Genomic DNA, 20,021 nt, shown 5'->3' on the forward strand with positions numbered 1-20,021 from the left:
AATCCAAAATCGATCAAGATTTCGGACGAAATAGAAAAACGGCCGAAAAGGGGGTTATTGTCTTTTTCTTTATTTGTAGAAGGTTCAAAATTTGGCAGAACTGAACTATCCCGTTCCCGCGTCGGAGCGCGGGAACGGGATAGCTCACTTTTTCTTAGCTGTGAATGCTACCCCGTAACCTTTTGTGCGTATAAAATAAAAAAGAGATACTCTTGTGAAGTATCTCTCTTTTCTGCTCTTCCTCTTGGACTTGAACCAAGGACCCTCTGATTAACAGTCAGATGCTCTAACCAACTGAGCTAAGGAAGAATATGTCTTTTTCAGTCTTTCCCGATGTCTTTTCGCTCTTCCTCTTGGACTTGAACCAAGGACCCTCTGATTAACAGTCAGATGCTCTAACCAACTGAGCTAAGGAAGAAAATATGTCTTTTTCGGTCTTTCCCGATGTCTTTTGCTCTTCCTCTTGGACTTGAACCAAGGACCCTCTGATTAACAGTCAGATGCTCTAACCAACTGAGCTAAGGAAGAATTTATCCTTCATTTTCGGGCTTCTTATACCCCTTTCTGAAAATGCTCTGCAAAAGTAGAGGTTCTTTTTGAAATATGCAATATCTTTGCGAAAAAAAATAGAAAAAATGAATACGATTGGATTAGGAAATGCTTTGGTCGACGTACTGTTGAGGCTGAAGAACGACGATGTACTGGCAGAAGTCGGTATACAAAAAGGGGCAATGGATATGATTAATCAGGAACAGATGGTCAAAATCCGTAAATCACAGGAAGGGCTGGAGCGCAGCCAGGCGCCGGGCGGTTCGGTTTGTAACACGATGCGGGCGATGGCTATTCTCGGGGCGAAATCCGGATTTATCGGTAAAATCGGTTCCGATTCTGTCGGCGAATATTATGAAGAGGCTTTGAAGAAGGCGGGAGTTACCCCTTATTTTGCCAAGACGAACGGTATCTCCGGCAGTTGCACGGTCCTGATCTCACCCGACGGCGAGCGTACGATGGGTACATTCCTCGGCCCGGCTCCGACGATCACGCCCGATGAGATTACGGAAGAGATGCTGTCGGCCTACCAATGTATTTATATAGAAGGTTACCTGTTGGTGAACGAAGAACTGGTTCGTACGACTATGCAGAAGGCGAAGAAGTTAGGACTGAAAGTGGCGCTCGACCTATCCAACTTCAATATCGTGAATGCTTTTCGCGGATTGTTGGAAGATATTATTCCTAAATATGTAGATATTCTTTTCTCCAATGAGAGCGAAGCCGAAGCCTTTACCGGACTGAAAGCGCAGGAAGCGGTAAAGGTTCTTTCCGAACAGGTGGAAATTTCTTTAGTGACTTTAGGCAAAGAAGGTGCGCTGGTCGGTAGCAAAGGACAGATCATCGCTGTCCCGGCGGAAGGCGGAAAGCCTGTCGATACGACCGGGGCGGGCGACCATTTTGCCGCCGGATTCCTTTACGGGCAGTCTGTCGGTGCAACATTGGAACAATCCGCCCGTATCGGTTCGCTCCTGGCGGGCTATATAATTGATGTAATCGGTGCGCAGATTCCGGATGATAAATGGGGACAAATAAAGTTAAAAGTAAATAGTATATTGGCCTGACAAGCGTTTATTATATACATTTACGTCGTTAATTAACTAAATATTCTATGTGTAAACAACGAGAGAAAATAATAGCTCTTATCGCTTTTCTGTTTCTGTTTGGAGGGATGATCCCCGGACAGGCGCAGCAAGATAACCGTTTCGAGGTGAGTAAAAACCTGGATATCTTTAACGCTCTGGTGAAAGAGGTGGAAATGTTTTACGTGGATTCAGTCGACGTGGAGAAGACAGTGCGTCGCGGCATCGATGCCATGTTGGGAGGCTTGGACCCTTATACGGAATACTATCCCGAACAGGAAATGGATAAGCTGAAATTCATGACGACCGGCGAATACGGCGGTATCGGTTCCTATATCCGTGAACGGAAAGAGGGAGGTGTCTATATTATCGAACCGTTTGAAGGTATGCCGGCGGCTCTGGCCGGGTTGAAGGCGGGTGACCGCATTTTAGCTGTCGATACGGTAGACGTGACGAACAAATCGTCGGACGAGGTGAGCGCCCTGCTGAAAGGTGTTCCCAATACGAAGATGGTATTGAAGATACAAAGTCCTTACGATAAGAAACCCCGCCAGGTGGAACTGGTTCGCAAGCAGATTCTGGAAAACCAGGTTACTTACTATGGCGTCCGGGGAGATGGCGTAGGCTATATTTATCTGAAAGGATTTACCGATAAGAGCGCGCAGGAAGTAAAGAATGCGTTGGAGGATTTGAAAAAGAATCATCATATCAAGTCGCTCGTACTGGACTTGCGTAACAATGGCGGCGGCCTGTTGGAAAGTGCCACGCAGATTGTCGGAATGTTCGTCCCGAAAGGGAAAGAGGTCGTTTCGACAAAAGGCAAGATCAGCCAGTGGGATCGTACTTATCGTACGCCCAATGAACCGCTCGACACGGTTATGCCGATGGCTGTCCTGATTAACGGAGGTTCTGCCTCTGCCGCCGAGATCGTTTCGGGTTCTTTGCAGGATATGGACCGCGCCGTGTTGATCGGACAGCGTTCTTTTGGAAAGGGACTTGTGCAGTCGCCCCGCGAACTTCCGTACAACGGAAGCGTAAAGGTGACGATGAGTAAATACTACATCCCCAGCGGACGTTGCATCCAGCAGCTGGACTATACGCACCGGAATGCCGACGGAAGTGTCGGCGCTATCCCCGACAGCCTGACTTCGGTATTCTATACTTCCAAAGGACGCCCTGTACGCGACGGTGGCGGTATCACTCCCGATTTCAAGATCGAGGAACCGGAAACGCCGACGATGATGTATTATCTGGTCACCGACTTCGTGCTGACGGACTTTGTCGCGCATTGGTCGCAAAAGCATAAGACTATCGCCCCAGCCGAGGACTTTGAAGTGACCGACGAAGATTTCGAGGCTTTCAAACAATATGCCAAAGAAAAGAACTTCACTTATGACCGGCAGAGTGAAAAGCTGTTGAAGAATCTGAAGGAAGTGGCAAAGTTCGAAGGATATATGGACAGCGATTCAACGATCTTCGATACGTTGGATGCAAAACTCACTCCGGACCTGGAACGTGATTTCGACCGCAACAAGGAACAGATCAAGAAGCTCTTGGCTTCCGAGATCATGAAGCATTATTATTTCCAGAAAGGCGAGCTGATCCAAAGCCTGAAAAAGGATGAGGTACTGGATAAGGCACTGGAAGTATTGAGCAATCCGGAACTGTACAAGCAAACGCTTTCCGCACCCGAAAAGACTGAAGAACAGCCGGTCGCTCCCAAACCTAAATCCGGTAACGGAGGAGGTGATCTGGCTTACCGGTATAATCAGGGATTGGTGTAAGCTTTGGGGATGAAACATCTCATTCTATTTGTAATACTACTATTCTCCTCTTTCTGCCGGGGGCAGGATCTGGATGCTTATATGGCGGGGCGTAAACTGGTGGACGTCACTTCGATGGATACGACTTTACGCGTACAACTGGTCTATGCCTCGCCGGATAATTTTCTTGGAAAAGCTGTCTATTCGGGTATAACGCGTGCCTGGCTACATCCCGATGCGGCGCATAAGCTGCTTGCTGCCCATCTGCTGCTGAAAAAGGAGCATCCCGGATGGCGTTTCCTGATTTATGATGCCGCCCGTCCCATGTCGGTACAGCAAAAGATGTGGGCGATGGTCCGGGGAACCGACAAGACGAATTATGTCAGCAATCCCGCCAACGGAGGCGGCTTGCATAACTACGGGCTGGCCGTCGACCTGACTATTATAGATGAAAAAGGAGAACCCCTTCCAATGGGCACTCCTTTTGATTTTTTCGGGGAAGAGGCGCATACGACCAACGAAGAGGTCCTGTTGGACAACGGGCGGATAACACGTCCGGAATTTGAGAACCGCCGTCTGCTGCGCCGGTTGATGAAGCAGGCCGGCTTCCGCTCCATCCCTTATGAATGGTGGCATTTTAACGCCTGTACCCGTGCCGAAGCCCGGCAAAACTATCCGGTGATAGACTGATTTCTTCCCTTAAACGATGTTCTTTCCAAACGGGGCAAGGGCCAGAGCTGCCATCTTGAAATGTTGTCTGCCGAAAGGAATCCCGATAATCGTGATGCACAGCAATAGACCGAAGCCTAAATGAGTCAGGCAAATCCAGAATCCTCCGACAAATATCCAGATTACATTCATAATCAGGCAGAGGCAACCGCCGGAATTGCCGTTGTCCGTCACTTTGCTGCCGAAAGGCCACAGGGCGAGCATTCCTAACTTCAATGTTTGCACCCCGAAAGGAATCCCGATAATCGTCACCATCAGCACTAAACTGGAGATGAGATACTCCACGGCTGTGATCAGTCCGCCGCAGATAAGCCAGATGATATTTCCTAAAAACTTCATATCCTGAATATTTATTGATTAGTTTTTAATCTCATGCTGTCAAGCTCGGCCAATACCGCCTGTTTCACGACGGCAAAGCTGTCGCGCAATTCCGGCTTGACCGGCAGCGAAGGCGGAGCTTCCATCTGAAGCGGGTTGATCGGCTGTCCGTTCTTGTAGACGCGGAAGTCGAGATGCGGCCCGGTCGAAAGGCCGGTCGATCCGACGTATCCGATCACCTGTCCCTGCTGTACATGGCTGCCTACTTGTATCCCTTTGGCGTACTTGCTCAGGTGCATATAGGAAGTGGTGTAGACGGAGTTGTGTTTCACCTTTAACGTGTTTCCTCCGCCTCCCATATATCCTTTGGCGATGATGGTTCCGGCCCCGATACTCTTGACTTCTGTTCCGACAGGTGCGGCATAGTCTACGCCGTGATGGGCGCGATAGCGTTTCAGGATCGGATGGAAACGGGCGTTTGTAAAACGCGAAGTGATGCGGAAGAAGTCGAGCGGCGCTTTCAGGAATTCTTTGCGGAGGCTGTTCCCTTCCAGGTCGAAATATTCGAAAACGCTGTCCTGTGTAAACGGTATGGCGGTGAAGTCTTTACCCTGGTGGGTGAAAACGGCCCCTCCGATGGAGGTGATATTCAGGGCGGTCGTGTCGTCTATGTAAGCCACGTCGTATAAGACCCGGAACGAATCTCCTTCTTTCACGTCGAAGAAATCGATCTGCCAGGCGTAGACATCGGAAATCTTGATGGCTAACAACGGGTCGGCCCCGCTCGATTTGATGACATTCCAAAGGGAGGAGTTGAGCGTCCCTTCCGTATAATGGCGTTTGATGGTGATCGGCTTGTTAAATTCGTAAGCCAGAATCGAATCGCCGGTCAGGTCGATGACGGCATAGTCTACGAGCGATTTGGCAAAAGCGATATACCGGATGTCGGCCACACTGTCTTGCGTCGTGAACGTATAATAATGCATACCCGCACGCAGTTTTGTCGGGTCCAGGATATCTGTGGATGCTTTTGAGATGCTGTCCGCTTTCATAGCCGAGAAACCGAGGCCGGAAAAGATGGAGGCGGGGTTATCGCCATTCTTGATCTTGTATTCCGATACGTTCAGCGAGTCGATGCAAACGCCGTATTGGTAAACATGCTGCAGGCTGTCCAGCCATTCGCTGTCTACCTCTTTTTCGGGCTGTTGTTTCGTGTGGGTACAGGATAAGCAGGAGAGCAATCCTGCGAACAGTATATACAAGGCAAATCTCTTATTCATCATCGGCTTTCTTTTCGTTGCAACAAATATACAAAATTAATCTATATATAAATCGAAGAGGGGTTCCAGTCTGGTTACCCTTTCGGTCTGTTTGGAACTGTTCTTGTTAATATGAGTTAAATAATGACTGTCCGGGGAACATTTTGCCGTAAATTGGCGTCTTAATTTTACGAGAGATAATTATAAAAGAAAAAGTAAAAATGAAAAAAGCTATTTTGACACTATTGATGGTTCCCGCGTTTGTCGGGATGTTGTTTTCTTGCTCTGAAGCCAAAACGGATGCAAAGAAGTTGGAAGGTAAATGGAATATTGTAGAAGCGAAAGGGGAAAAGATACAGAAAGAGAATTTGCCCTATATGGAATTTGACATGAAAGATAAGAAGGTTCATGGCAATGCCGGATGCAATATCTTCAATTCGACAGTTGTATTGGACGACAAAGATATTTCTTCGATTACGATTAATCCGGCCGCTGCAACCATGATGGCTTGTCCGGATATGGAGACGGAAGGCGTGATCCTGCAATCGTTTGACGATGTGAAGGGGGTTAAGGCCGGACAGTCCGAAAACGAAATGTTGCTGGTCGATGGAAGCGGAAACGTTGTGCTCGTCTTGTCTAAAAACTAATTCAACGGAGATGAAGAAGTATATATATCTTTGCCTGGCTGTTTTAAGCATCGGTATCTTTGCTTCCTGTAAATCAAAGAAGGCGGTGGAAGCCACTTTCTCCGATTTGGATGGAAGCTGGAATATCGTCGAGTTGAACGGAAAGACGTTGAACCCGGCTGAGACGAAGCAGGTTATCGAATTCGACGCCGCCCGTCATACCCTTTCGGGGAAAGCCGGTTGCAACCGGATGATGGGGCAGATCGAATATAGCGATACGCGCAAGAATATCATCAAGTTCCCGCAGGTTGCAACCACGCGCATGGCTTGTCCGGATATGAGCGGCGAGCAGGAGTTGCTGAAAGCATTGGACAAGGTTGTCCGTTTTGAAGCGGAAGGTGATGTGAGACCTGTCGATAAGATCGCTTTCTACGGCACGGACAATACGAAGCTGATGGTGATTGAAAAGAAGTAATCCTATAAATAAAGCACTTGAAAGGCGGTTCCGGTAGCGGGCCGCTTTTTTTATTTCTGCTGGCAAGGCAATATCAGTGTGAAGCAACTGCCTTTTCCTTCTTCCGAAAAGAGGGTGATCCGTCCGTTCAAGCGTTCGGCGATGGTTTGGCAAATCGATAATCCAAGGCCCGTTCCCTGTACAAATTCATCGGCTTTATAGAAGCGTTCAAACACTTTCTTTTGTGCTTCTTCCGACATCCCTTTTCCGGTATCTTCAACGAAGATATGTACTTCATTGGTGCTTTTATCATACCGGTATCCCATCTTGATATATCCTTTCGTCGTGAACTTGACGGCATTGTTGATGAGATTCGTGATGACTTGTGTGAACCGGAAGCGGTCCACATGGAGGGTAATATCCATATCCGGAATCTTTTTCAGGAAAGAAATGCCGGCCGGCATAAGCAGATGGTGTGTCTGGTAGATTTCTTCCATCAGCTTGTTCAGTGAACAGTACTCGAAAGTGAACGACATGCGCCCCGACTCGATACGCGACAGTTCCAATATGTCGTTGATCAGTTTCAGCAACAGGTTACTGTTCTTATTGATTGTATCCCGGAACAATTCACGTTCTTCCTGCGTCAGGTCCGTTTCATCCTGCAGGAGGTTGGTAAAACCGACGATTGCGTTTAAAGGAGTCCGTATCTCGTGACTCATATTGGCCAAAAAGGCCGATTTCATCTTATTGGCTTCTTCCGCCCGCTCTTTCGCTTCGACCAACCGGAGCTGGGCAAGCTTTTTCCGCTCGCTCTCACGAAGATACATATAAACAAGGCGCATGATGGTATAAGTGACAGCTATCAGGAACAAGATGCCGGCGATGATCAAATAAGTCTTATAACGGATTTCGAACGGGAGGTTATAAATGATACTGCCTTCGGGCAGGTCTTCTATCTTTATGTTGAAGCGCTGCATTTCTTTCCAGTCGAAAGCATAGACTTTCGGGCTTACCGTAATGGGAATCTGGTCGGGTGATGTCCCTTTAAGAATATGGGTAGCCGTTTTAGCTACACAGTCGACTTGCAGCTGCAGGGTGGTGAAGTAGCCTCCGGTGATTCCCCTGTTGTCGTTGAATCCGTTATTAATGACCGTGAAGTTCGGGACGTTGGCCAGGCGGCCGATGGTCAATACGTTAAAATCCAGAATGATCTGCATGCAGGCCGTATATGGATTTTCTTCAAATACCCAGAGCAGTTGCCGTGCGGTCAAGCTGTCTGCCACTGTCATATACAAGGATGTTCCTCCGGGCTTTCCTGCTTGGATGACTCTGGGCTGACGTCTGGAACGTGCCGGGTATAATCCTTCATTGATCGCTATATCCTGTCCCTTAAGATCTTCCTGCAATACTTCAAAAGCTCTATTGCCGATAAAGACATTCGTTCTAAAAATCAGAATCTTGGAACTTCCGTATAGTTTCTCGACCAGTTTCAACGTTTTCAGGTACTCCGGCTTATCCCAGTAACCGGTGAAGTTCGGATGATGTTTCAGTAATTCCCAGTTGGGAAAGTTAACGCCGGAAAAAACGACAGGGGTGGATTTTCCCAGCGGATGGTTACAGGCCATCAAAGTATAAGTTGCCTGGTCGTCGTTTACAATAATAATATCCGGTTTGAAGCTTAGTGTGTCGAGATAAGAATACATACGTGCTTCTTCATCGTGGGCATTATAGCGTTCGCAGTCCAGGTAGAAAGTACGTATATTGGATGTTATGTGTCCTTTTTGCAGCTTTTCATGAAGCAGTTTATCAAATTTGCAGTAAGTCGTCAGAGTCTCATCGTATGACTGGATAATAAGAATGTCAAAACTTTTTTTGGCATGGGTGGGTACACTACTCCTTACTCCTTGTGGAAAGCAAAGGGCCAGCAATAATATTATTTTATACACATGTGCCTTAAAAAAAAAGAACTTATTTGTAACCACCCTAAATTTGATTTAAATAATCGGTCAAAGTTAGTGATAATCGGGATATAATAAATACTTATTTCTCAATTTTTTGTATTCATTCAGAGCCGGTTGCCAACTGGCGCGTATCTCGTCTTCACTCAAACCCCGGATTATCTGGAAGCGCAGTTCTTTTGTTCCGGCCAGCAGGTCGAACCATTGCGGGCGGGAAAAGAAAAAGGCCTGGTCTTTCCCTGCCAGGTTATAGAAATCGAGGAAAAACTTCAAGGTCAGTCCTCCGGGAAAAGGATATTCCCGTAAATCTATGCCGTAGCATTCTTTATCCATATGCAAAGGCTTTGTATCGAATCCCGGCAAGGAGGTCGGTGTAAAGGTGAAATCTCCGTATTTCGGATCCGGCGCACCGAGCATCTGGAACGGATAATAAGTGCCGCGCCCCACGCTGATATTCGTCCCTTCGAAGAAGCAGAGCGAAGGATAGAGGCGGATTGCCTGGTCGTTCGGCAGGTTGGGAGAGGGCTTGACCGGCAGCCAATAAGGGTCGCCGTGGCTCCAGTTTTCCATCTTTACGATATGCAGCTTGCAGGTATCGGGCGTGCTGTCGAGCCAGCCTTCCTTATTGATCATCCAGGCCAGTTCGCCTATGGTCAGGCCGTGAAGAATGGGCAGCGGATCCACGCCGACAAACGATTTGAGCTTCTCTTCGCGGACAGGGCCGTCTACAAAATCATTGGGATTAGGGCGGTCTAACACAATAAATTCGACTCCGTTTTCGGCACAGGCTTCCATTACATAATGCATAGTGCTTATGTATGTGTAGAAACGGGCACCGACGTCTTGAATGTCAAACACGATCACGTCCAACCCGGTCAGCTGTTCGGCTGTCGGTTTCTTGTTTTTACCGTATAAGGAAATGATGGGAACGCCGGTTTTCACGTCACGGCTGTCTTTTATTTCCGCACCGGCATCGGCTGTTCCCCGAAAACCATGTTCGGGAGCGAACACTTTCTTTACGCTGACACCTTCTTCCAGTAGGGCGTCTAACAGGTGCTTTTGCTGTTTTTCGAGAATGGAAGTCTGGTTCACGACTAATCCGACCTGCTTGTCTTTCAACAGGCGGGTAACGACGTCCATACGTTCGGCTCCTAACTTCAGCTGCCCCTTTTGCGGGGTGACGGCCTGGATATTGGACACGAGGAACAGGCTTAACAGCCAGAAGGCACACCTGATAACAGTTCTCATTGACACATTCCTATATGATTGTTTCTGCAAAAGTAACGAATCTTTTTGTTCTTTTGTTTTAGTTGTAAGAAAAAGTGAGCTATCCCGTTCCCGCGCTTGACGCGCGATCGCATTAAAACCGACCGTATAAACAACTGATTGATAAGGACTGTTCTATTGCGGCCCCGCGTCAAGCGCGGGGACAGGGCAGGTTTGACACATCCCTAAGCTCAAAAACCGGTCGTTGAAACGAAACGGCAAAAGAGAGCCTGCGGCGGAGGGCTTATTGTATAAAACGCGTTTTTCAGGGTAAAAACATCCGAAACCGAACAAATGCTAATCTACTTTTCTGCTATCAAAAAGGGGCTTTTTCCTATGATCCGGTACCTTATCGCCATGAAGAGGGACTTTATCGCTCTGACCCGGAACTTTGTTGCTCTGAAGGTTGACTTCATATAGCGCGAAGTCAACCTTCAGAGCGATGAAGCGTTACTTCAAGGGAATTTTCTGCGCACCTCACAGCAATAAGCCTCCAAAATTTCCTTGGGATATTTGGAACGCTGTCCGTCTTCGTTCGCAAATATTCGATTCTCCGGGAGTTAAGGTTTATCACATTGTCGGCGTTTTCATCTTTCGATAATCAAATTGTACACTTTTCGCAATGGACTCGGCACCACATTTTCTCTGTTGTCAGCCGAGCCGGTTAAAACCGTGAAACGAGTCAATCCAAAATCGATCAAGATTTCGGACGAAATAGAAAAATGGCTGAAATAGGGGTTAATGTATATTTTTCAATCTGTAGAAGGTCCAAAACTAAGAAATTTTGAACTAACGCATTCAGACTTTGCTCTGCGGGAAATCTATATTCGACGACCTCATAAATATTAATGACACTCTCGGAAATATTAATGAGGGCGTCAAAAACATTTATGACGTCTTCATAAACAAGTTTCCTGCAAACCAAATAACTTTCTTATCTTTGTTCGTTGAAATGCGTATAAGATGATTGTAGAAGAAAAATATATGGCCCGTTGCATCGAGCTGGCACGTGGCGGAGCGGGGAATACGACTCCTAATCCGATGGTCGGCGCTGTGATTGTGCATGACGGGAAGATTATCGGGGAAGGCTTTCATCGCAAATGCGGGGAAGCGCATGCCGAGGTCAATGCGGTGGCTTCCGTACAGGACGAAGCGTTGCTTCGGGAGTCTACTATTTATGTGAGCCTTGAACCTTGTTCCCATTATGGAAAAACGCCTCCCTGTGCGGAGTTGATTATCAAGAAAGGTATTCCGCGTGTCGTAGTCGGTTGTCTGGACCCGTTTCCGGCTGTTTCGGGATGTGGAGTGCGGATGTTGCGTGAAGCTGGCGTCGAAGTCGTGACCGGTGTTTTGGAAGAGGAAGCCCGTGCTTTGAATCCGGCTTTTATGACATTCCAACTTCTCGGGCGTCCTTACATTTATCTTAAATGGGCCCAGAGTGCGGACGGTTTTATGGACGTTGCACGGAAAGATGCAAGTGTGCGTCCGGTTGTCCTTTCATCGGCCGAAACTCTTCGCCGCGTTCACCGGCTTCGTGCGGAGGTTGCGGCTATCATGGTCGGGACGCGTACGGCTTTACTGGATAACCCGTCGTTGACGGTGCGGCATTGGGCCGGCAATTCGCCGGTCCGGATCGTGCTGGACCGGACATTGAAGTTGCCGGCAGGTTCGCCTTTGTTGGACGGCACGGTCCGTACGGTTATTTTTACGTCCGAAGAAGCCGTGAACCGTCCGAATGTGGAGTTCGTTCGGATTGATTTCAGCCGGGATGTGTTGTCTCAGGTCTTACATTATTTATATAATTGGAAGCTGGATTCGCTGATGGTCGAAGGAGGCGCCGCCTTGCTGAAAAGCTTTTTGGATGCCGGTTTGTGGGATGAAGCTTGGATTGAAACGGCTCCGGTGGTGCTGGGCGAGGGGGTAAAAGCGCCTGTCGTAGCCGGTGTTTTAAGCGGTTCGGAAGTGCGGGACGGGCATCTTTTAGAAACCTGGCGCCGACAAGTTTGAAAAGGACCTTATAATTCCGTAACGACACTAAAATATTATAAATATTCCCCTATATGAGGTATAAAGCAAAAAATGTTTCTACTTTTGTGCCTTTATATACAACAAACTAATTTTTTGATGAAAAATAGAATAGTACTGTTTATAGCTGGATGTTGTGCTTTGTTATTGTCTTCTTGCCTTGGTTCGGACGATAATGAATATGAGTTGAGTAGAGATTGTCAGATTCTATCTTTTTCTTTGTCGAACGATTCCATTCCGGAATTGTCGAATGTCGTATTTACAATCGACCAGATAAGCGGGCGCATCTTCAATATAGACTCCATGCCTTATGGAACAAAGCTGGATGAAAAAGTAATCTGCAAGGTCCGGCTGGCTTCAACTGTGTACACCTGTCAGGTTATGCAGGAAGCAATCGGTGATACGATTTTCTGGAATACGGAGGATTCGCTGGACTTCTCCAAGCCGGTGAAATTTGTCAATACTTTGTGGGATGGTGAGACGACAAAGACTTATCTTGCACAAGTCAATATCCATCAGGTTGTTCCGGATTCTATGGCTTGGGGCATATACAAGGAAGGCATTCCTGCCGCGGCCGTCAAAGAAGAGAAAGTGGTTGTATTCGGCGAAGGTGATAACGAATCATATTATATGTATGCACAACCTGTAAACGCAAGTGAAGGTTATCAGTTGTATCGTTCGGCAGTGTCGGACGGACGGAACTGGACGGAACTGACGGTTACGGGGCTTCCTGCCGGGGAAGTGCGTTTGTCGCAGATTACGGCTTATGAAGATGCGTTTTATGCGGTGACGACGAAGGGCGCCCTTTATCGCTCTGCTGATGGTCAGGCATGGACGCTAATGGAAAACACTCCGGTGGTCAAAGCTCTTTTAGGGGCGATCAAAACCAGTGACGATTATACGATTACAGGAAAACAGCCGTCTGCGCTTGCAACTGTTGTAGAGAAAAACGGTTCATTCATTTATGCCTCTATGGATAAGGAGATGGAATGGACGGATGGTACGCTTCTGAACGAAGGTTTCCCTTTGACCGGTTTCGGTAATCTTTCTTATAATTCGATGTATCGTGCCCGCCTGCTGGTGGTTGCCGGAAGAGATAAAGATAACAAGCTGACAAATGCAGCCTGGTCTACGGAAAATGGGCAGGTTTGGGCGATGCTGACGGATGAAGAGGCGACTCCTTTTGATAAACAGGAGGGTGTTGCTGTTACCGAATATGACGATAAATTCTTTATGTTGAGCGGTATCAATGAAGCGGGTAAGGCATCTTCCGATATTTACCTGTCACGCGACGGTGGTGTAACCTGGAATGTTTCGGATACGCTGGTGGTCATGCCGCCGGAATTTAAAGCAAGAGGATTCTCTTCCATCTATGTGGATGAGAACGATTATATGTATCTTTTCGGCGGAAAAGAAACTAACAATTCGGATGTATTGAACCAAATCTGGCGCGGCCGTATCAACCGCCTGGGTTTTAAACACTGAGAAAGTTCGTGAAGGGACGTATAATTTTATGAGCTATTTAGCGTTAGAAAAGAAGGTATAGATTATAACAATAACGTATTATGACTTCAACTTTCTTTCAGCGTATATTCATATTAGTCCTTTTGACCGGTTGTTTGACCGGGCTTCACGCACAAGAATATAAATACGAGATCGGCGGGATGGCCGGCGGGGCCTTTTATATGGGCGACGTCAATAAGAATGCTTTCTTTAAGGGGCTGAACCCTGCATTCGGAGCCGTCTTTCGCTATAATGCCAATTTCAGATGGGCGTTTAAGGCCAATATGATGTGGGGGCAGGTCTCGGGTACGACGGAAGGACAGAAAAATGTTTTTCCGGATAATGCACAGGCTTCTTTCAGCCGTAGCCTGATAGAGTTGGGCGGACAGATGGAATTTAACTTCTTTCCGTACAGCGATAAGTTCGCTTATGCGAATGCAAAACGTTTCACTCCTTATATTTTTATGGGATTGGGCGTAACGGTGGCACCGGGTAGCGGGAAGACTTTTGCAGGTCCAAACATACCGTTGGGCGTCGGTGCAAAGTATAAGATTAAAGAAAGGCTCAACTTAGGATGTGAGTTCTCGTTCCGTAAGTTGTTTGGCGACGGCCTGGACGTGACGGACGATAACAATGCGTTTCTGGATGATCCCTACCATATGAAAGGTAGTTTTTTAAAGAATAAAGATTGGTATTCTTTTTTATTGTTTACTGTAACCTGGGACTTCGGCCCTCGTTGTAAAACCTGTAACAATGCAAAGAATATAGATAATATACAGTAGTTACAGATGAAGACACTATGTCGTTGATTGAACAAATAGACAAAGAACGCTTGCCGCAGCATGTGGCGATTATTATGGACGGCAACGGACGCTGGGCCAAAGCAAAGGGAAAAGACCGCAGCTTTGGGCATCAGGAGGGCGTTGTCTCTGTTCGTAAAGTCGTGGAGGCTGCTACGACGGTGGGTTTGAAATATCTGACGATGTACACGTTTTCGACGGAAAACTGGAATCGTCCCGAGGCGGAAGTCCAGGCCTTGATGAGCCTGTTGGTTTCGGCTATTCACCGAGAAACTCCCGACTTGATGAAAAATAATGTCCGGTTGATGGCAATCGGCAATCTGGACCGCCTGCCGGCAGATGCACATGCCACCTTGCTGGACTGCATTGCACAGACTTCGGCCAATACAGGCACTACGCTTATATTGGCTTTAAGCTATTCGGCCCGTTGGGAAATTACCGAAGCAGTGAGACGTCTGGCGCAAGATGCTGTTGAGAAGAAAATAAACCCCAACGATATAACCGAGGCTGTCGTCTCGGAACACCTGACTACTAAAGGTATACCCGATCCGGATCTGTTGATCCGTACCGGAGGGGAACAACGCGTCAGCAACTTCCTGCTTTGGCAGTTGTCGTACGCCGAATTCTTTTTTACCGATGTGTATTGGCCGGATTTTAGAGAAGAAGAGTTGTATGGAGCTATATTGTATTACCAGCAGCGCGAACGGCGTTTCGGTAAGACAAGTGAGCAATTAATCTTATAAACAATAGCTGTTATATGTACAAAAGAATAGTGCTGTTTTTTATTTTTCTGGGATTTGCCTGCGGGGCATTCGCTCAGGAAACTGACACTACCAAGGTTGAAGAACCGGCAGATGTGCCGGTCATTTCTTATTCGTCACCTCCCAAGAAGTATATCATCGATAGTATTCGGGTGACGGGGATTAAGAATTATGATGATTTTGTGTTAATCGGTTTTTCCGGCTTGTCGAAGGGTGATGAGATCACTGTTCCCGGAGGAAGCGAAATCACAACAGCAGTAAAGCGTTTCTGGAAACACGGTTTGTTTTCCGACGTGAAAATCTTGGCGACTAAGATTACCGATGATAATAAAATCTGGTTGGAAATCCAGTTGAAGCAACGTCCGCGTGTTTCACAAGTGAACTATCACGGTATCAAGAAGGGGGAACGCGAAGATCTGGACGCCCGTCTGGGATTGCGTAAGGGCTATCAGATAACGCCGAACGTGATCGACCGTGCTACCACCCTGATCAAGAAATTCTTTGATGGAAAAGGTTTTAAGAATGTGGAAGTCGAAATTGTTCAGAAGGACGACTTGGCACATGAAGGTGAAGTTATCGTTGATATCAATATCGATAAGAACGAAAAGACTAAGATCCACCAGATTCATTTTGAAGGAAACAGTGCTTTGTCTGACCGCGACTTGAAGAAGGCGATGAAGAAGACGAACGAAAAGTTCAGTCTTTACAATGACTGGAAGAGCAGTATCCTGGAAGCCTTCAGCACTAAGAAGTTTACGTCGGAAGAATACGAAAACGATAAAAAACACATTATCGAGAAATATAACGAAAAGGGATATCGTGACGCCGTTCTGGTGGAAGACAGCGTTGTGAACTACAATGATAAACGTGTAGATATATTCCTGAAGGTTGAAGAAGGTGACAAGTATTATCTGAAAGATATATCTTTTGTCGGTAATACCAAGTACCCGGCGGAACAGTTGAATTATATATTGGGTATGAAACGGGGAGATGTTTATAACCAGAAAAAACTGAATGAACGGTTGACTACGGACGATGATGCCGTTTCTAACCTGTATTATAACAACGGTTATATCTTCTTTGGCGCCGATCCGGTGGAAGTGGATGTCGATAACGACTCTATTTCTTTGGAAATCCGTATCCAGGAAGGACCGCAGGCAACTATCAACCGCGTTATCATCAATGGTAACGACCGCTTGTATGAAGATATCGTTCGCCGTGAGCTTCGTACGAAACCGGGTATGTTGTTCAGCCGTGATGACTTGATGCGTTCAACCCGTGAAATTGCACAGATGGGACACTTCGACCCGGAAAACCTGGTACCGCAGCCACTGCCTGATCCTGACAATGGAACGGTGGATATCCAATATAACTTGGTATCCAAAGCAAACGACCAAATCGAGTTCTCTGCTGGTTGGGGACAAACGGGTGTGATCGGTAAACTGAGTTTGAAGTTTACGAACTTCTCCATGAAGAACCTGCTGAATCCAAGTACTTATAAAGGTATCATCCCGCAGGGTGAAGGACAGACGCTGACACTGAGCGGTCAGACCAACGGACGTTACTATCAGGCCTATAGTATTTCATTCATGGATCCCTGGTTTGGAGGTAAACGCCCGAATACCTTGTCTGTAAGTGCTTATTTCTCCAAACAGACCGATATCAGTAGTAATTATCTGAGTAATAATAGTGGTTATGGTGGTTACGGTGGCTACGGTGGTTATCCTTACTACGGAGGATATGGCGGATATGGTGGTTACGGTTACGGCGGTTATGGTTATGGCTATAATTATGGCAACTACGAGTTGGCATACGACCCGGATAAGTCGATTATGATGTTCGGACTTTCTGCCGGTTACGGTAAACGTTTGAACTGGCCGGATGACTACTTCCAGTTTATGGCTACATTGAACTATCAGTTGTATATGATGAAAGACTGGGATTACTTCCTTGTAAATAATGGAAATTGCCATAACATCAACTTGGAACTGAACTTGCAGCGTAATTCTATCGACAACCCGCTGTACACACGTAAAGGTTCTCAGTTCATGTTCTCGGTAGCGGCAACTCCGCCTTGGTCATTGTGGGATGGCAAGGATTATAAGAATATGAGCGATCAGGATGAAGCCAAGTTCCGCATGATCGAGTATCATAAATGGAAATTCAAAGCGAAGATATTCTCTCCGTTGGCTCCGTTGACAGTGAAACGTACGCCGGTATTGATGTCACGTGTTGAATATGGTTTCTTAGGGTCTTACAACAAGTATAAGAAATCTCCGTTTGAAACCTTCTATATGGGTGGTGACGGTATGAGCGGTTACTCCAGTACGTATGCAACCGAAACGATCGGTTTGAGAGGTTATGAAAACGGTAGTATTGCCGGTAATGGCGGATATAACTCTTACGGTTATGCTTATTCACGTCTGTCGATGGAGTTGCGCTATCCGTTCCTGTTGGAACCGTCGTCAACGATCTATGGTCTGGTCTTCGTGGAAGCCGGTAATGCATGGGTTGACCTGAAAGACTTCAATCCGTTCCAGTTGAAACGTTCTGCCGGTGTCGGTGTTCGTATCTTCCTCCCGATGATCGGTTTGATGGGTATTGACTGGGCTTACGGTTTCGATCGTCCTGACGGAAGTTCTCAGAGAGGCGGTAGCAACTTCCACTTTATTATCGGACAGGAATTTTAAAGAGTTAAAAGTTGAAAGTTGAGAGTTGAAAGTTAATAAGAAAAGGCAAGCGGGGTTGAATCCGGTTGCCTTTTCTTGTATTTGGGCTTTTCCTCTTTTGTTTTTCAAGTCTGTTAAATTGTTAATTGTCTCTTATTAATTTTCAATTTTCAATTCTCAATACTCAATTCTTTTATCTTTGCAGTCAGAAGGTAAAACTATAAATGACATGTGTATGAAAAAGATTATTGCCTTAAGCTGTTTGTTGTTCCTTTGCACATTTGCGGGACACGCACAAAAGTTTGCTTTAATAGATATGGAATATATCCTGAAAAACATTCCGGCTTATGAAATGACAAATGAGCAGTTGAGCCAAGTCTCCAAGAAATGGCAGAACGAAGTGGATGCGATTCAGCAGGAAGCGCAGAATATGTACAAGACTTATCAGAGTGATCTTGTCTTTCTCTCTGCCGAGATGAAGTCGAAACGGGAAGAAGATATTGTCAAGAAAGAACAGGAAGCTCAGGATTTGAAACGCAAATATTTCGGTCCGGAAGGCGAACTGTATAAGAAACGTGAAAGTCTGATGAAGCCGATACAGGATGAAATCTATAATGCCGTCAAGGAGATATCCGAAGACAAAGGATATCAGATGGTGATGGACCGTGCTTCGTCGATGAATATCATTTTTGCTTCTCCGAAGATCGATATAAGCAATGAAGTCCTGATAAAATTAGGATATTCAAAATAAATGCTTACATTTGTGCGCTTTAAAGACGTAAATGTGAATATGATTAATAACAAGTAATATTTTATAGGAAAATGAAGAAACTGATTATTTTTTTGTTGATGATGCTCCCCTTGAGTCTTTTCGCTCAAGAATCTAAGATCGCTGTTGTAAATACACAGGAAGTGATCCAGGCTATGCCGGAATTTGCTGATATGCAGAAAAAAATGACTGACTTAGAAGCAAAATATAAGAATGAAATGCAAGTTATGAATGAGGAATACAATAAGAAGTATGCTGATTTTATAGCCCAGCAAGATTCATTGACAGAAAATATCAAGATGAGAAGAATGCAGGAATTGGAAGATATGCAACAGCGTACTCAGAACTTCGTTCAGATCTCACAGCAGGATTATCAGAAGCAGCAGGGTGAATTGTTTGCTCCGATTCAGGAAAAACTGAAAAAAGCAATTGATGCGGTCGGGGCTGAAAAAGGATATACCTATATTCTGGATCCGCAGATTGTGCTTTTCAGCGGAAACTCTGCTATCGATGCAACTCAGTTTGTAAAAGCTAAGTTAGGTATTAACTAATTAAATAGCTACGATACATAACAAAGGATGCCTCTCTATGAAAGGCATCCTTTGTTGTCTCTTATAATTCATAATTTATAATTCACAATACCTTCCATGTTTTCATCAGCTCCAGGCCCAATAGGTATTTTCGACTCCGGTTACGGAGGGCTTACCATTTTCGACAAGATTCGGGAAGCAATGCCCGGATATGATTACATCTATCTGGGAGATAATGCCCGTACGCCATACGGACCGCGTTCGTTTGAGGTCGTCTACCGCTTCACGCGGCAAGCGGTAGAAAAGCTATTCGATGAAGGCTGCCAGCTTGTAATATTGGCTTGCAACACCGCATCGGCAAAGGCATTGCGTACGATCCAGCAGAAAGACTTGCCGCTGTGGGACCCGGACCGTCGTGTCTTGGGTGTCATACGGCCTACGGTGGAGCTGATAGATCAGATTAGCACAAGTAAACATATCGGCATTTTAGGAACGAATGGGACGATTTCTTCCGGTTCATATTCCATGGAAATAGAGAAGATGTTTCCGCATATCACGGTAACGGGAGAAGCCTGTCCGATGTGGGTGCCGCTGGTCGAGAATAACGAGTTTGATTCACTGGGAGCCGATTACTTCGTCAGGAAACACCTCGAACATATCCTGCATGTCGATCCGGAGATCGATACGCTGGTTTTGGGCTGTACTCACTATCCTTTGCTGATGAATAAGATCCGTGCTTTCCTGCCCTCTGGTATTACCCTGTTTGCACAAGGCGAATATGTGGCTGCGAGCCTGAAGGACTATCTGCGCCGCCATCCCGAAATGGACGCACGGTTGACGAAGCAAGGACAATGCCGCTTTCTGACAACCGAATCCGCCGCTAAGTTTTCAGATGCCGCCTCTGTCTTTCTCAGTCATTCGGTAGAGGTGGAACAGATCTCGATCGATTGAGTGGGTGGG

Annotated in this window: 17 protein-coding genes and 3 tRNA genes; 13 read left to right on the forward strand and 7 right to left on the reverse strand. The window is 46.4% G+C overall.

The features are described 5' to 3' along the window. Positions 1 to 235: 235 nt before the first annotated feature. The 3 genes from DWW90_RS06110 to DWW90_RS06120 form a co-directional block, all read right to left on the reverse strand. Positions 236 to 309 (reverse strand) — tRNA-Asn (locus tag DWW90_RS06110). A 35-nt stretch (positions 310 to 344) separates the two neighbouring features. After that, positions 345 to 418: transfer RNA gene (locus DWW90_RS06115), tRNA-Asn, on the reverse strand. 36 nt (positions 419 to 454) lie between these two features. Beyond that, positions 455 to 528 (reverse strand) — tRNA-Asn (locus tag DWW90_RS06120). A 107-nt stretch (positions 529 to 635) separates the two neighbouring features. On the opposite strand from DWW90_RS06120, the gene DWW90_RS06125 reads away from it, so the two are divergent. Genes DWW90_RS06125 through DWW90_RS06135 form a run of 3 tightly spaced genes read left to right on the forward strand, consistent with a single transcriptional unit; the run spans position 636 to position 4,084 of the window. Beyond that, positions 636 to 1,613 (forward strand): adenosine kinase, encoded by a 978-nt coding sequence (locus DWW90_RS06125; protein WP_122344357.1) that lies wholly within the window; start codon positions 636 to 638, stop codon positions 1,611 to 1,613. 47 nt (positions 1,614 to 1,660) lie between these two features. Beyond that, complete coding sequence (locus DWW90_RS06130; protein WP_122344358.1) at positions 1,661 to 3,415, forward strand: S41 family peptidase; 1,755 nt, start codon at positions 1,661 to 1,663, stop codon at positions 3,413 to 3,415. A gap of 9 nt (positions 3,416 to 3,424) precedes the next feature. After that, entirely contained in the window at positions 3,425 to 4,084 is a 660-nt protein-coding gene (locus DWW90_RS06135) for a M15 family metallopeptidase (RefSeq protein ID WP_122344359.1), read from the forward strand. A gap of 9 nt (positions 4,085 to 4,093) precedes the next feature. Here the strand turns inward: DWW90_RS06135 and DWW90_RS06140 are convergent, their stop codons facing one another. Further along, positions 4,094 to 4,462 (reverse strand): YccF domain-containing protein, encoded by a 369-nt coding sequence (locus DWW90_RS06140; RefSeq protein ID WP_115501357.1) that lies wholly within the window; start codon positions 4,460 to 4,462, stop codon positions 4,094 to 4,096. A gap of 11 nt (positions 4,463 to 4,473) precedes the next feature. After that, positions 4,474 to 5,721, reverse strand: coding sequence for a M23 family metallopeptidase (locus tag DWW90_RS06145; protein WP_122344397.1), 1,248 nt, complete (start codon positions 5,719 to 5,721; stop codon positions 4,474 to 4,476). A gap of 200 nt (positions 5,722 to 5,921) precedes the next feature. On the opposite strand from DWW90_RS06145, the gene DWW90_RS06150 reads away from it, so the two are divergent. Together DWW90_RS06150 and DWW90_RS06155 are read left to right on the forward strand one after the other, a co-directional pair. Continuing rightward, positions 5,922 to 6,347, forward strand: coding sequence for an META domain-containing protein (locus tag DWW90_RS06150; RefSeq protein ID WP_115501358.1), 426 nt, complete (start codon positions 5,922 to 5,924; stop codon positions 6,345 to 6,347). Positions 6,348 to 6,357: 10 nt separating this feature from the next. After that, on the forward strand, positions 6,358 to 6,801 hold the full coding sequence (locus tag DWW90_RS06155; RefSeq protein WP_115501359.1) for an META domain-containing protein: 444 nt from the start codon (positions 6,358 to 6,360) through the stop codon (positions 6,799 to 6,801). Between the two features lie 50 nt (positions 6,802 to 6,851). Here DWW90_RS06155 and DWW90_RS06160 read toward each other — a convergent pair whose 3' ends face one another. Next, entirely contained in the window at positions 6,852 to 8,726 is a 1,875-nt protein-coding gene (locus DWW90_RS06160; RefSeq protein WP_233547652.1) for an ATP-binding protein, read from the reverse strand. Between the two features lie 66 nt (positions 8,727 to 8,792). After that, positions 8,793 to 9,986 (reverse strand): exo-beta-N-acetylmuramidase NamZ domain-containing protein, encoded by a 1,194-nt coding sequence (locus DWW90_RS06165; RefSeq protein WP_115501360.1) that lies wholly within the window; start codon positions 9,984 to 9,986, stop codon positions 8,793 to 8,795. 981 nt (positions 9,987 to 10,967) lie between these two features. Between DWW90_RS06165 and ribD the strand changes: the two genes are divergently transcribed. The 8 genes from ribD to murI all read left to right on the forward strand — a co-directional run bounded on the left by ribD (position 10,968) and on the right by murI (position 20,012). After that, on the forward strand, positions 10,968 to 12,011 hold the full coding sequence (ribD, locus tag DWW90_RS06170; RefSeq protein ID WP_122344360.1) for a bifunctional diaminohydroxyphosphoribosylaminopyrimidine deaminase/5-amino-6-(5-phosphoribosylamino)uracil reductase RibD: 1,044 nt from the start codon (positions 10,968 to 10,970) through the stop codon (positions 12,009 to 12,011). A 117-nt stretch (positions 12,012 to 12,128) separates the two neighbouring features. Further along, positions 12,129 to 13,514, forward strand: coding sequence for a DUF6242 domain-containing protein (locus DWW90_RS06175; RefSeq protein WP_233547654.1), 1,386 nt, complete (start codon positions 12,129 to 12,131; stop codon positions 13,512 to 13,514). Positions 13,515 to 13,594: 80 nt separating this feature from the next. Beyond that, positions 13,595 to 14,314, forward strand: coding sequence for a DUF6089 family protein (locus DWW90_RS06180; RefSeq protein WP_115501107.1), 720 nt, complete (start codon positions 13,595 to 13,597; stop codon positions 14,312 to 14,314). Between the two features lie 17 nt (positions 14,315 to 14,331). Further along, complete coding sequence (locus DWW90_RS06185) at positions 14,332 to 15,075, forward strand: isoprenyl transferase (protein WP_122344362.1); 744 nt, start codon at positions 14,332 to 14,334, stop codon at positions 15,073 to 15,075. Between the two features lie 14 nt (positions 15,076 to 15,089). Next, on the forward strand, positions 15,090 to 17,783 hold the full coding sequence (locus DWW90_RS06190) for an outer membrane protein assembly factor (protein ID WP_122344363.1): 2,694 nt from the start codon (positions 15,090 to 15,092) through the stop codon (positions 17,781 to 17,783). A 214-nt stretch (positions 17,784 to 17,997) separates the two neighbouring features. Then, positions 17,998 to 18,513 carry an OmpH family outer membrane protein gene (locus DWW90_RS06195; protein WP_115501110.1) on the forward strand — a complete coding sequence of 172 codons (516 nt, stop codon included), beginning with the start codon at positions 17,998 to 18,000 and terminating at the stop codon, positions 18,511 to 18,513. 71 nt (positions 18,514 to 18,584) lie between these two features. Next, positions 18,585 to 19,082: an OmpH family outer membrane protein gene (locus DWW90_RS06200; RefSeq protein ID WP_115501111.1), complete on the forward strand. Its 498-nt coding sequence runs from the start codon at positions 18,585 to 18,587 to the stop codon at positions 19,080 to 19,082. Between the two features lie 96 nt (positions 19,083 to 19,178). Continuing rightward, complete coding sequence (gene murI / locus DWW90_RS06205) at positions 19,179 to 20,012, forward strand: glutamate racemase (protein ID WP_122344364.1); 834 nt, start codon at positions 19,179 to 19,181, stop codon at positions 20,010 to 20,012. Positions 20,013 to 20,021 lie beyond the last annotated feature (9 nt).

The sequence above is a fragment of the Parabacteroides sp. AF17-28 genome, assembly GCF_003479205.1.
Taxonomy (GTDB): domain Bacteria; phylum Bacteroidota; class Bacteroidia; order Bacteroidales; family Tannerellaceae; genus Parabacteroides; species Parabacteroides acidifaciens.

What these genes read in the sequence shown, in the direction of transcription:
- DWW90_RS06125 (WP_122344357.1), top strand. Translation starts at nt 636, where the DNA reads ATGAATACGATTGGATTAGGAAATGCTTTGGTCGACGTACTGTTGAGG.
- DWW90_RS06130 (WP_122344358.1), top strand. Translation starts at nt 1,661, where the DNA reads ATGTGTAAACAACGAGAGAAAATAATAGCTCTTATCGCTTTTCTGTTT.
- DWW90_RS06135 (WP_122344359.1), top strand. Translation starts at nt 3,425, where the DNA reads ATGAAACATCTCATTCTATTTGTAATACTACTATTCTCCTCTTTCTGC.
- DWW90_RS06140 (WP_115501357.1), bottom strand. Translation starts at nt 4,462, where the DNA reads ATGAAGTTTTTAGGAAATATCATCTGGCTTATCTGCGGCGGACTGATC.
- DWW90_RS06145 (WP_122344397.1), bottom strand. Translation starts at nt 5,721, where the DNA reads ATGAATAAGAGATTTGCCTTGTATATACTGTTCGCAGGATTGCTCTCC.
- DWW90_RS06150 (WP_115501358.1), top strand. Translation starts at nt 5,922, where the DNA reads ATGAAAAAAGCTATTTTGACACTATTGATGGTTCCCGCGTTTGTCGGG.
- DWW90_RS06155 (WP_115501359.1), top strand. Translation starts at nt 6,358, where the DNA reads ATGAAGAAGTATATATATCTTTGCCTGGCTGTTTTAAGCATCGGTATC.
- DWW90_RS06165 (WP_115501360.1), bottom strand. Translation starts at nt 9,986, where the DNA reads ATGAGAACTGTTATCAGGTGTGCCTTCTGGCTGTTAAGCCTGTTCCTC.
- ribD (WP_122344360.1), top strand. Translation starts at nt 10,968, where the DNA reads ATGATTGTAGAAGAAAAATATATGGCCCGTTGCATCGAGCTGGCACGT.
- DWW90_RS06175 (WP_233547654.1), top strand. Translation starts at nt 12,129, where the DNA reads ATGAAAAATAGAATAGTACTGTTTATAGCTGGATGTTGTGCTTTGTTA.
- DWW90_RS06180 (WP_115501107.1), top strand. Translation starts at nt 13,595, where the DNA reads ATGACTTCAACTTTCTTTCAGCGTATATTCATATTAGTCCTTTTGACC.
- DWW90_RS06185 (WP_122344362.1), top strand. Translation starts at nt 14,332, where the DNA reads ATGTCGTTGATTGAACAAATAGACAAAGAACGCTTGCCGCAGCATGTG.
- DWW90_RS06190 (WP_122344363.1), top strand. Translation starts at nt 15,090, where the DNA reads ATGTACAAAAGAATAGTGCTGTTTTTTATTTTTCTGGGATTTGCCTGC.
- DWW90_RS06195 (WP_115501110.1), top strand. Translation starts at nt 17,998, where the DNA reads ATGAAAAAGATTATTGCCTTAAGCTGTTTGTTGTTCCTTTGCACATTT.
- DWW90_RS06200 (WP_115501111.1), top strand. Translation starts at nt 18,585, where the DNA reads ATGAAGAAACTGATTATTTTTTTGTTGATGATGCTCCCCTTGAGTCTT.
- murI (WP_122344364.1), top strand. Translation starts at nt 19,179, where the DNA reads ATGTTTTCATCAGCTCCAGGCCCAATAGGTATTTTCGACTCCGGTTAC.